This window comes from Mesorhizobium sp. M0208, assembly GCF_040322015.1.
GTDB lineage: Bacteria > Pseudomonadota > Alphaproteobacteria > Rhizobiales > Rhizobiaceae > Mesorhizobium.
Genome location: NZ_JAMYSP010000014.1, coordinates 1 through 13455 on the forward strand (window position 1 = coordinate 1; position 13455 = coordinate 13455).

The following is a 13455-nucleotide window of genomic DNA, read 5'->3' on the forward strand; positions in this document are numbered from 1 at the left end:
GAAATCCCCATAACCATCGCCTGTGGCCCGCGGGTTCCTTCCTCGGGGACTTTCGTACGCCTGCCGGCGCCCGAAACTCTTCACGGAAGCGGACCGCCTGCTCGTAGAAGCGAGATCTATACAAGCTGACATTAAGTTCCGCGCGAGCAGCCTCCTGATCTGATCCAAAACGGTCCTTGCCGAGACTGATCCATTGCCTGAAAGCGGACGTAGGTAGAATCGGTGCGCCTGCCCCGGCTTAGGCGACGTTGCGGACGTCCGTTCTCCAAAGTTGTTACGCCGGGTGGACGGGGATGCACGTGCAAGCTGGGGTCAGAACGGGTTATCAACGCGCTTGTCCGCAGCAAGCGCTTCATAATCATGCAATCGCCTCTGTTGTGCGTGACAGGAGGTCTTCCGCCAGCCGTGACGCGGCCTCTCGCGCATCCTGGCGAGCCGCATGATCAATATCGGGTCCAAAGAGGGTCTTCTGGATGATTAGACTGCGGACATCTTCGATACCGATGAAGCGCAACCACGCTTGTATATAAGGTTTTTGAAAATCGAAGCGCTGCGCCGGAGTGATAGATTGCGCTGCATAGTCGAGACCTCGCGCGTAGACTACCACTGCGATCTTATCCCGGAGCAGTCCTCCGAACCCGTGTTCAGGATCGAACGAGAAAAGGATGTCCTTCTGCGATACCAGGTCGATGAAGTGCTTGAGCTTGTAGGGAATGCTGAAATTCCACAGAGGCGTCGACAGCAGGACAATATCCGCCCAGTGCAGTTGTTGCGCCAACTCTTGCAATGTGGCCCATGCCTGCTGTTGAGAAGGGGTAAGCGGCGCGCCGCTGAGCCCCGCATATTTGGCCAACATCGCGTCCACACCGAATTCTGGGAGGTCGACATCCCATAGGTCGAGCGTTGAAATCTCCAAGTCGGGTCGTCGAGCACGATAGCTTTGAACAAAGGCGTCGGCGACCTCACGCGAGGCGGAACGCTCTTTGCGGGGCGAGGAAACGATATGCAGTAGCTTGGTCATGGATCACCCTTGCTCATTGTGACGAACCACATTGCGTCATATTTCAATTCGATATAGAAATTGAGATTATCGACGATATTAATCATGGATCAGAATATATGTTGGAATTGGTCCTGCTCAGGACGTTCGTCGCCGTGTTCGACGAAGGCGGCTTCAGTCGGGCAGGAGCGCGACTAAACCTTACGCAGTCGGCCGTCAGTGGGCACCTGCGCCGTCTCGAGGAGCAGGTCGGAAAGCCCTTACTCAACAGGACGACGCGCTCGCTGGAGATGACACCCGATGGCGAGCGCCTGCTCGCCTATGCCCGGGCGATGCTCGCCCTTAACCGGGATGCTTTGGCCGATCTGGCGCAGGCACCCTTTCACGGCAGGGTTCGCGTCGGCCTCTCGGAAGACTTCGCACAGGTCCCCATCCTTCGCGCCTTGCAGGCATTCGGCGCTGATCGCCCCGGATTGCAGGTCGAGGTGCAAGTCGGGATTCCGAGTGCGCTCCTCTCGAAGATGAAGGAGGGCAACATCGAACTGGTGCTCGGATCACAATGTGAGGGTGAGGAGATGGGGCGCCTCCTGTGGCGCGAGCCTCTTGTCTGGGCATGGGGGGATCGTACCGGCGTGAATCTTCCGGACCCGCTGCCGTTGGCGGTGTTGCCGGAACCTTGCCCCTACAGGGAAGTTGCTCTTGAACGGCTTGCCAAGGCCGGGATCAGCCAGCGCACGGTGATGATCTGCGCAAGCAACTCCAGCCTGAGGGCGGCTGCCATCTCAGGCTTTGCTGTAGCGCCGATGATCGCCAGTCAGCTGAGAAACGGCCTTGTCAGGGTACCCGAAAGCTACGGTCTGCCAGAGTTACCAGAAGCGGAGTTCAGGCTATTTGCCGCATCGAACGGCGATACCTCCGTCCTCGAAGAACTGGCGGAGGCCATCATGAATGCCGTTCCTCGAAGGCACGCTGGCGAGGACTGATCCTGAACTCGCACCGACGTCTGCTTTATGGCTAGTTCCGAATGTCCAGAAATGGCGCAACCGCGCGACCTCCATCATGGTCACAACAATGTCTGCTGTCAGGCAATGGTAACGGTCACCTCAATGGCCGAGATTGCGGCGGGAAGCGGCCATTTAAACCCGGGCTGACGTCAGTCGCCTTTGGATCATGGGCGTGAATTCGCGGGCGGACGAGCGGCCGCTTGAGATCAAAACTCGGTCGCTCGAGGTAATTGGGTTTTGACCTCACCGATACTCGAAGATCGACCTGAAGATCCCGGGCGCTATCACCGATAGCGGATTGACCTCCAGGTTGGGCTTGTTGGCGTTGCCCTTGAGCCTGTAGGTGACGCCGATCAGGCCGCGGTCGCGGCCGTTGCCGAGCAGCGCGCCTATCACCGGCAGTTCGCCGAAGATGCGGTTTACGCCGTAGGCCGGCATGAACGTGCCGGTCATGTCCATGTTGTTGTTCTGGTCGTAGAGCGTGCCCTGGAAGGTGGTGCCGATGCGCGGGCCGCGCAGCACGCCGTTGCGCAGCTTCAGATAGCCACTGCCCTTGTCGATCTCGCTGAAGCCGCGCTCGAATTTCACCCTCGACGTGTCGAGATTGCCCTTGACCGCCTCGTTGAGGCTGCGGCTGTCGCCGGCCGGCGTCGTCGACACGATCGAGGCGAGCTTCGGCTCGTTGACGACAACGAAATTCCTGGCGTCGACCTGGCCCTTCATCGGCCCGTCGCCGGCCCCGGTGAGCGCCAACGTGATCGAGCCGCCTTCCATATGCTCGTAGATGTTGAGGAAGCGCAGTATGGCGCCGGCGTCGGCCGACTTCATGTTGAGCGTTCGCAGGCCGCCGCCGGTCGTGTTGCTGACGGTGATCGCGGCTCCCGAACTTGCGGTGGCGCTCACCTTGAGCCCGTTCACTCTGGAGCCGGCGGCGCTGTAGTCGAGCTTCAGATTCGACAGCACCTCGTCGTGGAAGCCGGTCAGGGAGCTGACGTCGGCGCTGACCGAGATCGCATCGACGCCGGTGGTCTTCGTCGCGGTATCGACATCGGACGTGAATTGCTTGATCAGCGAGCGTGCGTCCAACGCGCTGCCGCTGACCTCGACCGCATAGGCCTTGCCCGACCGCTTCACCGAGACGGCGACGTCGTCGCCCCTGTTCAACGTGACCTTGCTGAACCGGGCCGAGGACAAGGCGCCGTTAATCAGCACGGCGCTGCCGTCGATGGAGAAGGTCTTGCCGTCGAGTTCGAAATTGGACAGCGTCGTGGTGTCGCCGGTCTTCGCCATGGCGAAGACGACCTTGGCGGGAATGCCGGGGCCCTTGCTCCAGCCGGCCCAGGGAATGTCCAGCCTGGCATTGGTCAGGTCGGCCGACACGTTCTGGTAGCCGGCGCCGCTCTTGTCGATTGCCACCTTGATGGTTCCGGAAAGCAGTGTCGACAGGCCAGGCATGGCGCTGGCGCGCGTCTTGTCGTCGAGCACCAGCGCTACTTTACGACTGCGCGGCGGACCGCCATCCCTCAGCGGCTCAATCAGGTCGAGCTCGGCCGGAATCCCGTTGAGCAGTGCCTTGGCCGAGATCACCGCCCGGTCGGGCGCGACCGTGATCGAGCCGTCGGCATGGCTGACCGTCTGGCCCTCGAACGGCTTGGCAAGCGACAGGTCCTTGTAGTCGAGCGCCACCAGCCAATCGAGTTTGGACGAGTCGACACCGGACTGCAGCGGAATATCAGCCTTGACGTGGCCGGTCACCGTGCCGGACAGGTCGTCCGGCAGCAGGCCGACATGGCGCATAGCGTTGATCGGATCAAACGATGCCAGTTCGGCGATTGCCGGCGCCTCGCCGGCGACATCGATGTCGAGCGCGCCGATCACCGGCGGATGGTTCGCCGCCTTGACGGTAAGCGTGCCGTTGCTTGCCGCCACGGTGCGGCCGCTCGGCATATAGACGCTACCCGACGACAGCGCGACGTCGACGTCGTTGCCGTGGAAGCCGACGACGCCGACGGCATCGCGGATCGGCGGAATGCGGCCGGCCGTGTCGAAGCGCGATCCTTCGACCTGGAAGCGGCCGAACACTTCATCGGCGGAAAGCGGCACGCCGTTGCCGAGCCGTCCGGGCACGACCTGGAATTGCAGGCTGCCATTGGCGACGCGGCCGCCGAACAGGTTCTTAAGCACCCACAGCCTGGCATTGCGCGCCGAAAACCACGGCCATAATTGCTTGACGTGCGAGACCGGCATGTCGTGGACATTGAGCGCCACCGATATGCCCGGCGCCTGGTTGGCGACGTATGAAACCGAAGCCGTGCCCAGCACTTCGCTGCCGGGTCCGGACCGGACGCCGATCTGCTCGGCGATCAGCTTTTGGCTCGTCGGCTGGTAGAGGCCGGCAATACGGGCGATGAAGCTGAGCGCCGGCTCCGGCGAATCCGAAGGCGCCAGGGTCGAACCGTCGCTGGTGAGGTCGTAACGATAGGATGGCTCCTCGCCGGCTGTGCCGGTAGCCGGCTTCGGCCCGATCGAACCGGCGAAATCGAAGGTCGAGCGGCCGGTTTTCAGCAGCAAACTGTCGACCTGGATCTTGTTCGACCCGGCGACGAGCGTCGCATCGAGATCGATATCGGCCGGAAGCAGGCCGCGCGAACCGAGATCGAGCACCGATCCGGTCAGCGACAGGGCAGCGGTCAGCCGCGAACCGTTGTCGCCGGTCCCTTCCGACCCCGCCAGCTTCAAGGCGATCGCGCCCAATTTGCCACCTGCTGCCGCAGCGTCGGCGTCCGCCGTCTGGATGCTGGCGTCCAGCATGGTGATGCGTCGCGTCGCCGGATCGCGGGTGGCGGAAGCGGCGATGGTGAGCGCCCTGCCGTCGACATCCGCGTCGGATGAAAACTCCATGCTTCCCGGTCCCGATTGCGAGACTGAGGCGTCGGCGATGGTGACCGACTCGACAGATCCGGTCTCGGGCAGTACCAGCTCGACGTTGCGCAGATCGATCTGGCGCATCGAATCCTCGCGCACCGCATCGAGCGCCCGGTTGAGGTTGGCGAAGACGGCGGCGGAAAGTTTTTCCGGATCGATGAGGCCGTCCTGGTTGCGCAGCTCCGCCGTCCAGTCACCGCCGGACGGCATTGCCGCCATGACGATGTGCGCGTCGGAAATCCGGGCGCTGGTCAGCCGCACCTCGCCCGAAAGCAACGGGATCAGCCGGATGCCAAAGCGGACCCGGCCGGCGTCGGCCATCGGTGTTCCGTCGGCGGTCTTGAGGCTGACGTCGCTGACCTGCAGCGCAATGAAGCTCGACCCGTCAAGCGTCAGCCGGGCCGGTCCGACGGCAACGTCGACATCGAAGCCGGCCAATTTCTCGATTGCCGTTTCGGCTTCCGCGCGAAGCCGCTCCGAGCCGAAGCCGGATACGCCGATCGCGTAGACGCCGGCGGCAGCCAGCAGCACAAGGGCGACGAGGCCGGCAAACAGCCGCGCCATCAAACGGACGCCGCGACCGATCGACGCCTGGCCGAGCGGCGGGACGCGGCACGCGGACGGAAAGGTTCCCAGGTCGGTGATCTCGTCACGCCTGAACCTGATCTTCTCGTGCTGCGGTAGCTCCTGATCCACGCAATCTTCCGTTGAGACGAATTCGATCGTGGACGAATCCTCGCTCGACATTATATCGGTGCAGCCTGGCGCGTAACTTCAAACAAGGGCATCGGTATGGCTGACCTCGACGTGGGCGATGTTGCGCCGCAATTCGATCTTCCGCGCGACGGCGGCGGTTCACTCAGCCTCGCCGCATTGCTGGGAAAACCCATCGTACTCTATTTCTACCCACAGGACGACACCACAAGCTGCACCAACGAGGCGATCGGCTTTTCGCAGTTGAAGCCAGAGTTCGAAAAGGCCGGCGCTGTCGTCATCGGGCTCTCGCCGGACAGCGCCAAGAAACACGACAAATTCAAGGCGAAGTACGATCTGAGCGTCGATCTTGTCGCCGACGAAGAGCGCAAAGTGATCGAGGCTTACCATTTGTGGGTGGAAAAGAAGCTCTACGGCCGCACCTATATGGGCGTCGAGCGGGCGACGTTCCTGATCGGCCGCGACGGACGCATCGCCAGGATCTGGCGCAACGTCCGCGTCAAGGGGCACGCCGAAGAGGTGCTGAACGCGATTCGCGCTCTTTGAGAGCTGCGCCAGGCCGCCGCAATGCGATACCCGTTTTGCGCGAAGACCTTTGCCTGTCGTTCGATCCGGCAAAACTTTGTTAACCCTAATAATGTGTAATCAGGCTCGTCGTTGGTGTCGTAACGAAAGCTTGGTCCCGTGAACGTAGCCAGTCAGTCAGCGGTCTTCGGCAGACGCAAAGAGCCCCACACGGTCATCATCGCCCGGGGCGACCAGATAAGGCATTTCACCATACACCCGTGGCTTGCGGCATTTTGCGGCTCGGCGCTAGCGGCGATCGTCATTGGCTACCTGCTGGCGACCTCTTATCTGGTGCTGCGCGACGATCTGATCGGCGCCACGACGGCGCGGCAGGCGCGCATGCAGCAGGCCTACGAAGACCGCATCTCGGCACTGCGCAGCCAGGTCGATCGCATCACCAGCCGCCAGCTACTCGATCAGCAGCTGATGGAAACCAAGGTCAGCGAGCTGCTGGAACGGCAGAGCCAGCTCAGCCTGCGTCACGGCCGCCTCGGGCCGATCCTCGAACGAGCCGAAAACGAGGTCGCAACGCCGCCCGTGCCGACGGCAAAGCCGGACGAACATGCCGACGCGACCGGCAGCATCCAGCCAATGGGCTATTCCGTCGCCAGCCTTGCCGCCCCCCTTGCCGCTCCTGTGGGCGTTGACGACACCAGGCCGTTCTCACTGTGGTCGACCCGCGCCGATCCGCTGCCGAGCGAAAGCGCGGCCGACCGGGCGGACAAGCTCTTCGTTTCGATCAACAACTCGCTGAAGGCCATCGAGAGCCAGCAGCTCACCCGCATCGCCACACTTGCCGACAATGCCTACAAAAGCGCCGACGCGATCTCGCAGGCGCTTGAGGCCGCCGGCCTGCTCGTCGATAGCGAATTCGAAAAGAGCGACGTCGGTGGCCCGCTGATACCACTCGACAGCTCGTTGGTCTTCGACAGCAAGGTCAAGGAGTTGGACGAGGCTCTTGACGCGCTGGACCATCTTAAAAAGGAAGCGCGGCGGCTGCCGCTCGCCAACCCCGCGCCCGGCCATAGCGTCACCAGCCCGTTCGGCGTGCGCACCGATCCCATCCTCGGCACGGCCGCCTTGCATTCCGGCATGGATTTCAGGGCGCCGGTCGGTATGCCGGCCAAGGTCACGGCAGCCGGCGTGGTCGTCAAGGCCGGCTGGAACGGCGGCTACGGCCGCATGATTGAGGTCGACCACGGCAACGGTTTTGTGACGCGTTACGGGCATCTCAGCGAAATCGACGTCGCCGTCGGACAGAAGCTCGATGCCGGAGACATCATCGGCAAGACCGGCAACAGCGGCCGCTCAACCGGCCCGCATCTGCATTACGAGGTCCGCCACAACGGCGAGGCAATCGATCCGCTACGGTTTCTGGCCATCGGCAAGAAGGTCGAGCGGTACCTCTAGGGAGCCGGGCTGCTCCCTTCGGGCTCGGCATGACGCCAGGTTCGCTCCGCACGGGGTGTCAATTTTATTTTTGAATTCCATTTGACTGAATAAATCTTCGGTGCCAGTCTGACCTCTCTCGAGGGCGCAAGGCATGGCACTGCGGGGAACCAATCAGGAGTTCGGGCGGCCGTATAATCGGCGCATCGTGCTCGAATCCATCCGCCTTCACGGACCGATTGCCCGCGGCGACATTGCAAGACGCGTCGGGCTCACCGTGCAGACGGTGTCGACCATCGTTCGCGAGCTGGAAGAGCACGGTTACGTGTTGTCGCTGCGCGAAGAGCCCAAGGGGCGCGGCCTGCCACCGGCGACGCTGCGCATCAATCCGGAAGGCGGCTATGCCGTCGGCATCCACGTCACCCCGCTGGGCATCAATGCCGCCCTGATCAACCTAAGCGGCGATGTTATCGAGAGCACCTACCGCGAAGCCCCAAATGCAACGCCCGACCACGCTTTCGACCTGATCGGCGCCATGGTGCTCGAATTGACGGCATTGCGGCCCGGTGGCCGCGTTCTCGGCATCGGCATGGCGCTGCCCGGACCGTTCGGCGTGGAGTCCATGAGCTTTGTGGGGCCGACCACCATGACCGGCTGGAAGGATGTGGCGCTGCGCGAGCGGCTGGCCGCCTCAACCGGGCTGCCGGCCTTTTTCGAAACCGACATGGCGGCGGCGGCTATCGGCGAGCGCCTCTACGGCCTCGGGACGGCATATTCCGAATATTACTATCTCTATTTCGGTGTCGGCCTCGGCGGCGTCATGGTGCATGATGGGGCCGCATTGCGCGGCGCCTGGGGAAATGCCGGCGAGATCGGCCACATTCCTGCTGTGCCGGGCGGCGAGCCGTGCCCGTGCGGCAATCGCGGCTGCCTCGAACGGTATCTCTCGCTCGAGGCGCTGCGGCGCCGCAAAATCGCCGACGCCGAGTGGGTGAGCGAGATTGCGCCGATATTCCGCAACGCCGTCACCATCATCGAAAACCTGTTCGACCCCGAAACCATCATCCTCGGCGGGCTGGCGTCCACCGACCTGCTCGAAAGGCTTGCCGGCGCGGCCGCGCACCTGCCCAATTCGGTCTCGGCGCGAAGCGATCGCACGACGCCCCGCGTCAGCGTCGCACGCGGCGGCCAGCATGCGGTGTTGCGCGGCGCCGCCGCACTTGCCGTTTCGGGGGTGCTTTCGCCGCGCTTCGGCCAGATCTTCACCGCCGAACGCGAACGCGGTCGGGATCTCTTGCATAACAAGGGGATCGCGGCATGAGTGAACCGCTGCTGGTGCTCGACAACGTCGCCAAGAATTACGGCGCCATCGAAGCGCTGAAAGGCATCAGCTTTTCGATCGGCAAGGGCGAAGTGGTGGCGCTTCTGGGCGACAACGGCGCCGGCAAATCGACGCTGGTCAAGATCATTGCCGGCGGCCTCGAGCCGACCTCCGGCCGCATGCTGTTCGAAGGCAAGGAATTCCTGGCCAAATCTCCCGCCGAGGCCAAAGCCGCTGGGATCGAGACGGTCTACCAGGACCTGTCGCTTTGCACCAACGTCGACGTGGTCGCCAATTTCTTCATGGGCCGCGAGATCACCAGGAAGGTTCTCGGCATTCCGGTACTCGACGAGCGCGCGATGGAGCAGGTGGTACAAAGGGCACTGGCCAGCGCCGGCACCCGCATTCCCTCGCTTCGCACCAATGTCGAGCATCTTTCCGGCGGCCAGCGGCAGGCCATCGAGCTCAATCGGTTCGTGCATTTTGGCGGCAAGCTGGTGCTTCTCGACGAGCCGTTCGCGGCGCTCGGCGTCGAGCAGACGCGGCGCGGCCTCGACATGATCCGCCAGGTGGCGAGCCAGGGCATCGGCGTCGTCATCATCACCCATATCATGCAACAGGCCTTCCAGGTCGCCGACCGGATCGTGGTGATCCGGCAAGGTGTCGTGGCTGGCGACGTCGCACGCAACAAAACAAGTCCCGACGCGGTGATCAACATGATCACCGGAGAGACGCTCGCCGGTGCCGGACCGGCGAACTGAGGGACAAATGAGGGGTCCGGCGCAAGAGGAGCGAACGACATGAAGAAAATACTTCTTTCCGTCTTCGGTATCCTGGCACTGGCCTTTGCCACGCTCACGCCGGCATTCGCTCAGTCGAAGGGCACCGTCTACTACATGGTGCCGACATTGCTCGATGAGTTCCAGACCGGCTCGGTGAGCGCGCTGGAACTGTTCCTGAAGCAGGTCGGTTACGAGATGAAGACGCTGAACGCCGACAACAAGACCGACGCGCAGCAATCGCAGATGAACGACGTCATCGCGCTGAAGCCGGCGGCGATCATCCTTGCCGCCGTCGATTTCAATGCGCTGAAGCCGTCGGTCGAGGCGGCCCGTGCCGCCGGCATCCCGGTCGTCGAGTTCGACCGCCAGATAACCTCGACCCCGTCCGACTTCACCTCGGTGGCCGGAACCGTCGAGATCGGCTACGTCGCTGCCGATCAGGCGCAAAAGCTCCTGACCGCGAAGAACGGCTCGGTGAAGGGCAAGATCCTGCAGGTGCTCGGCGATCCGGGCGACCCCTACACGCTCGACATTCAGAAGGGTTTCGAGGAGAAGATGAAGGCGTTCCCGGACGTCAAGATCATCTCGCTGCCGGCCATGCAATGGGAGGCCAGTAACGCGGGCACCATCGTTGCCGACCAGATGCTCGCCAACCCCGACATCGACCTGATCTTCAGCCACGCCGCGCATCTTTCGGTCGCCGCCGTCGCCTCGCTCGAGGCCGCCGGCAAGAAACCGGGCGACGTCATGCTGATGAGCTCGAACGGCGCTCCGGTCGGCCTCGACCTGATCCGCAAGGGCTGGCTCAATGTCGAAGTCGAGCAGCCGCTCTACGCTCAGGCTGCGGCGGTCGCGATGTTCATGGACAAGGTGGTCAGCAAGCAGGAGATCAAGCCAGGCGAATATGATGTGCTTGGCCTGAAATCGACCCTGACCAAGGAAGCGTGGGGGCCGAACATCAAGATCCCCGGCGCTGCGATCACCAAGGAAAACGTCGATAACCCGGCCTTCTGGGGCAACATGAAGCCGCCGACCGAAACCATAAAGCCGGTCGAATAGCGAACTCACCAGAAGCTCCGGGCCATGCCGGCCCGGAGCCCAGCCCTGCAGCCACGGTGCGTTCGAACGGACGCGCACGGGAATGCTGCAGCAATTTGCAACCGCGCCTGATAGTCCGAAAACCGGGTGGTTTTTCGGGGTCGGCGCCAACCGGATCCTGAGATGAACCCCCGCACGCGCCAAACCCTCGAGTTCATCCTCGACAATCTCGTCTGGTTCATGCTGGTCTTCGTGCTGGTGGTCTTTTCCATCCTTATCCCGAACTATTTTCAGCTCGGCATCTTCGCCAACATCATCGAGGCGTCGAGCGTGCTCGGCGTCATGTCGATCGGCTTGGCGCTGGTCATCATCGCCGGCCATATGGACCTGTCTGTCGAATCGGTGGCGGCGCTCAGCGCCATGGCGGTCGGCATTCTGTTCTGCTCGTCGGGCATCGGCCTTGGCATCCAGTTGCAGCCGCAATGGCTGATGGTTCCGGTTTCGCTGCTCATCGCCCTTGCCGTCGGCGGCCTCATCGGCGTCATCAACGGCTACCTGGTGGTCAAGGTGAAGATGAGTGCCTTCATCATCACGCTGGCCTCCTACATCTGGGTGCGCGGCCTGGTGCTGGTCATTTCCGGCGGCCGCTCGGCACAGGACCTTGCGCCGGCAATCCGCTGGTTCGCCATCCAGCGCCTGGGCGGCCTGCCGCTGACCGCCTGGATCGCCATCGCCTGTTTCATCGTCTTCTCGCTGATCATGGCCAAGACGCCCTTCGGCCGGCACCTGGTCATGATCGGCGGCAACGAGACGGCGACCTTTCGCGCCGGCATCCGCGTCAACCGCAACCTGGTCATAGCCTTCGTTCTCGCCGGCGCCATTGCCGGTCTTGCTGGCTGGCTGCTGGCAATCCGCACCTCCGGTGCAACCGCCAATCTCGGCGTCGGCCTGTTGTTCAATGCCTTCGCCGCGGTCGTCATCGGCGGCGTCAGCCTGAAGGGCGGCGTCGGCACCTTGCCCGGCGTCTATGCCGGCGTGCTGCTGCTCTCGGCCATCAACACGGCGATCAATTTGATGGGCCTGCCGGCCAACTTCACCCAGGTGATCCACGGCCTTCTGGTGCTCGCCGCCGTGCTGCTCGACGCATTCAAGCAGACCATTCGCCAGAGGCTGGCATGACCGGCCGTCTGGAAGATAAGGTCGCGCTGATCGTCGGAAGCGCACGCGGGATCGGCAAGGCGATCGCACAGCGCTTTGCCGAGGAGGGCGCGAAGCTGGTCCTGGCCGATACCGAGGTTGAGGCCGGGCAAGCGACTGCGGACGAGCTTGGCGCCGCCTTCATTCGCACCGACATCTCGCAGATGGCCGATGCCGAGGCTGCTGTTGCACTGGCGCTCGACCGTCACGGCCGGCTCGACATCATGGTGCAGAATGCCGGAATCTATCCTTGGCAATTGCTGGAAAACACGAGTCCCGACGATTGGGATCGGGTCATGGCGGTGAACTTGCGTGGCAGCTTCATCGCCGCACGCGCGGCGCTGGTGCCGATGAAGGCACAGCATTTTGGCCGCATGCTGTTCACCTCCTCCATCACCGGCCCGCACGTCACCAGCCCCGGTCATGGCCACTATTCGGCGACCAAGGCCGGTATCAACGGCCTCATCCGTTCGGCGGCTCTCGAATTCTCGACGTACGGCATCACCGTGAACGGCGTCGAGCCCGGCAACATCCTCACCGAAGGCATAGAGCAGCATCGCGGTACGGCCTTCATCAAGAACATGGAAGACGCCATCCCGCTCGGCCGTCTCGGCAGCCCACGCGATGTGGCCAATGCCTTCCTGTTCCTAGCCTCAGATGACGCCGACTACATCACCGGCACGACCATCATCGTCGACGGCGGGCAGCTTTTGCCTGAGGGCAAGGATTTCCGGCTGCTGCCGCCATGATCCTCGATTTCGGCGGCGGTTTCTTCCTGCGCCGGGCGACCGCCGCCGATCATCCGGCACTTGCGATGATCTGTCTCAAGACCGGCGATGCCGGCAAGGAGGCCAGCTGCCGAGAGGACGACCCGGACCTGCTCGGCCTGCTCTACACCATTCCCTACCAGGCCCTCGAACCCGATCTGGCCTTTATTATCGATAGCCCGACAGGTGCGGCCGGCTATCTGCTTGGCGCAGCCGAAACAGCCGCTTTCAATGCCAGCCTGGCATCAGACTGGTACCCGGAGCTGCAGCGGCGCGTTGCAGCCCCGGGACCCGACAGCTCACGCTGGCGTGGCAGCGATTGGGCGCGGCACCGGGTCCATCATCCCGATTTCGCTGTTTCGCCTGCGCTGGCGGCCTACCCGTCGCATGGCCATATCGACCTGTTGCCGCAAGCGCGCGGGAAAGGCATCGGCAGGCGCGCGATGGCCTTCCTCGAGCAGCGCCTTGCCGCGAGCGGCTCGACCGGCATTCACCTCGAAGTCATGCCGGAGAACGATGGTGCGCTGAAGTTCTATAAGGCGATTGGATTTGAGGTGGTGCAGGACGCTGATTCATCGAAGCGTTGTGTTTATGTGGCGAAACTGATTGCTCACGCTCCGGCGAGTGCAGGCTGATCTGCGACAAGCCAATCGCCCAAGTTGCAAAGAACCGGGAGGCCGATGGAAGTACAATGCTGCCGTTCTGCAGCAGCCAGTTGCCCCGTGTGAACACCTTTGCCGCGGGAACGAAA

General features: G+C 63.0%; 11 protein-coding genes. 9 read left to right on the forward strand and 2 right to left on the reverse strand.

What is annotated here, in order from left to right; genetic code table 11:
- Positions 1-358 precede the first annotated feature (358 nt).
- Positions 359-1021 (reverse strand): FMN-dependent NADH-azoreductase, encoded by a 663-nt coding sequence (locus NKJ17_RS15855; protein ID WP_352689357.1) that lies wholly within the window; start codon positions 1019-1021, stop codon positions 359-361.
- Positions 1022-1119: 98 nt separating this feature from the next.
- Between NKJ17_RS15855 and NKJ17_RS15860 the strand changes: the two genes are divergently transcribed.
- On the forward strand, positions 1120-1983 hold the full coding sequence (locus NKJ17_RS15860; RefSeq protein ID WP_352506453.1) for a LysR family transcriptional regulator: 864 nt from the start codon (positions 1120-1122) through the stop codon (positions 1981-1983).
- Positions 1984-2247: 264 nt separating this feature from the next.
- On the opposite strand, the gene NKJ17_RS15865 is transcribed toward NKJ17_RS15860, so the two are convergent.
- Positions 2248-5625 (reverse strand): AsmA-like C-terminal region-containing protein, encoded by a 3378-nt coding sequence (locus tag NKJ17_RS15865; protein WP_352506454.1) that lies wholly within the window; start codon positions 5623-5625, stop codon positions 2248-2250.
- Between the two features lie 96 nt (positions 5626-5721).
- Between NKJ17_RS15865 and NKJ17_RS15870 the strand changes: the two genes are divergently transcribed.
- From NKJ17_RS15870 to NKJ17_RS15905, 8 genes are all read left to right on the forward strand, one after another.
- The gene (locus tag NKJ17_RS15870; RefSeq protein WP_352506455.1) at positions 5722-6189 is read left to right on the forward strand and encodes a peroxiredoxin; all 468 of its coding nucleotides are present in this window, start codon (positions 5722-5724) and stop codon (positions 6187-6189) included.
- 138 nt (positions 6190-6327) lie between these two features.
- Positions 6328-7620 carry a M23 family metallopeptidase gene (locus tag NKJ17_RS15875; protein ID WP_352506456.1) on the forward strand — a complete coding sequence of 431 codons (1293 nt, stop codon included), beginning with the start codon at positions 6328-6330 and terminating at the stop codon, positions 7618-7620.
- A 133-nt stretch (positions 7621-7753) separates the two neighbouring features.
- Entirely contained in the window at positions 7754-8920 is a 1167-nt protein-coding gene (locus tag NKJ17_RS15880) for an ROK family transcriptional regulator (RefSeq protein WP_352506457.1), read from the forward strand.
- Positions 8917-9681 carry an ATP-binding cassette domain-containing protein gene (locus NKJ17_RS15885; RefSeq protein WP_254817614.1) on the forward strand — a complete coding sequence of 255 codons (765 nt, stop codon included), beginning with the start codon at positions 8917-8919 and terminating at the stop codon, positions 9679-9681. The genes NKJ17_RS15880 and NKJ17_RS15885 overlap by 4 nt, the downstream gene beginning before the upstream one ends.
- A gap of 39 nt (positions 9682-9720) precedes the next feature.
- The gene (locus tag NKJ17_RS15890) at positions 9721-10761 is read left to right on the forward strand and encodes a sugar ABC transporter substrate-binding protein (protein ID WP_352506458.1); all 1041 of its coding nucleotides are present in this window, start codon (positions 9721-9723) and stop codon (positions 10759-10761) included.
- Between the two features lie 162 nt (positions 10762-10923).
- Positions 10924-11919 (forward strand): ABC transporter permease, encoded by a 996-nt coding sequence (locus tag NKJ17_RS15895; RefSeq protein ID WP_254817612.1) that lies wholly within the window; start codon positions 10924-10926, stop codon positions 11917-11919.
- Complete coding sequence (locus NKJ17_RS15900; RefSeq protein WP_352506459.1) at positions 11916-12686, forward strand: SDR family NAD(P)-dependent oxidoreductase; 771 nt, start codon at positions 11916-11918, stop codon at positions 12684-12686. The genes NKJ17_RS15895 and NKJ17_RS15900 overlap by 4 nt, the downstream gene beginning before the upstream one ends.
- Positions 12683-13339, forward strand: coding sequence for a GNAT family N-acetyltransferase (locus NKJ17_RS15905; protein ID WP_352506460.1), 657 nt, complete (start codon positions 12683-12685; stop codon positions 13337-13339). The genes NKJ17_RS15900 and NKJ17_RS15905 overlap by 4 nt, the downstream gene beginning before the upstream one ends.
- Positions 13340-13455 lie beyond the last annotated feature (116 nt).

Bases quoted from the DNA above. Each gene is read 5' to 3' on its own strand.
- NKJ17_RS15860 (WP_352506453.1), top strand. From the start codon at position 1,120: ATGTTGGAATTGGTCCTGCTCAGGACGTTCGTCGCCGTGTTCGACGAA.
- NKJ17_RS15855 (WP_352689357.1), bottom strand. From the start codon at position 1,021: ATGACCAAGCTACTGCATATCGTTTCCTCGCCCCGCAAAGAGCGTTCC.
- NKJ17_RS15900 (WP_352506459.1), top strand. From the start codon at position 11,916: ATGACCGGCCGTCTGGAAGATAAGGTCGCGCTGATCGTCGGAAGCGCA.
- NKJ17_RS15895 (WP_254817612.1), top strand. From the start codon at position 10,924: ATGAACCCCCGCACGCGCCAAACCCTCGAGTTCATCCTCGACAATCTC.
- NKJ17_RS15885 (WP_254817614.1), top strand. From the start codon at position 8,917: ATGAGTGAACCGCTGCTGGTGCTCGACAACGTCGCCAAGAATTACGGC.
- NKJ17_RS15890 (WP_352506458.1), top strand. From the start codon at position 9,721: ATGAAGAAAATACTTCTTTCCGTCTTCGGTATCCTGGCACTGGCCTTT.
- NKJ17_RS15880 (WP_352506457.1), top strand. From the start codon at position 7,754: ATGGCACTGCGGGGAACCAATCAGGAGTTCGGGCGGCCGTATAATCGG.
- NKJ17_RS15870 (WP_352506455.1), top strand. From the start codon at position 5,722: ATGGCTGACCTCGACGTGGGCGATGTTGCGCCGCAATTCGATCTTCCG.
- NKJ17_RS15905 (WP_352506460.1), top strand. From the start codon at position 12,683: ATGATCCTCGATTTCGGCGGCGGTTTCTTCCTGCGCCGGGCGACCGCC.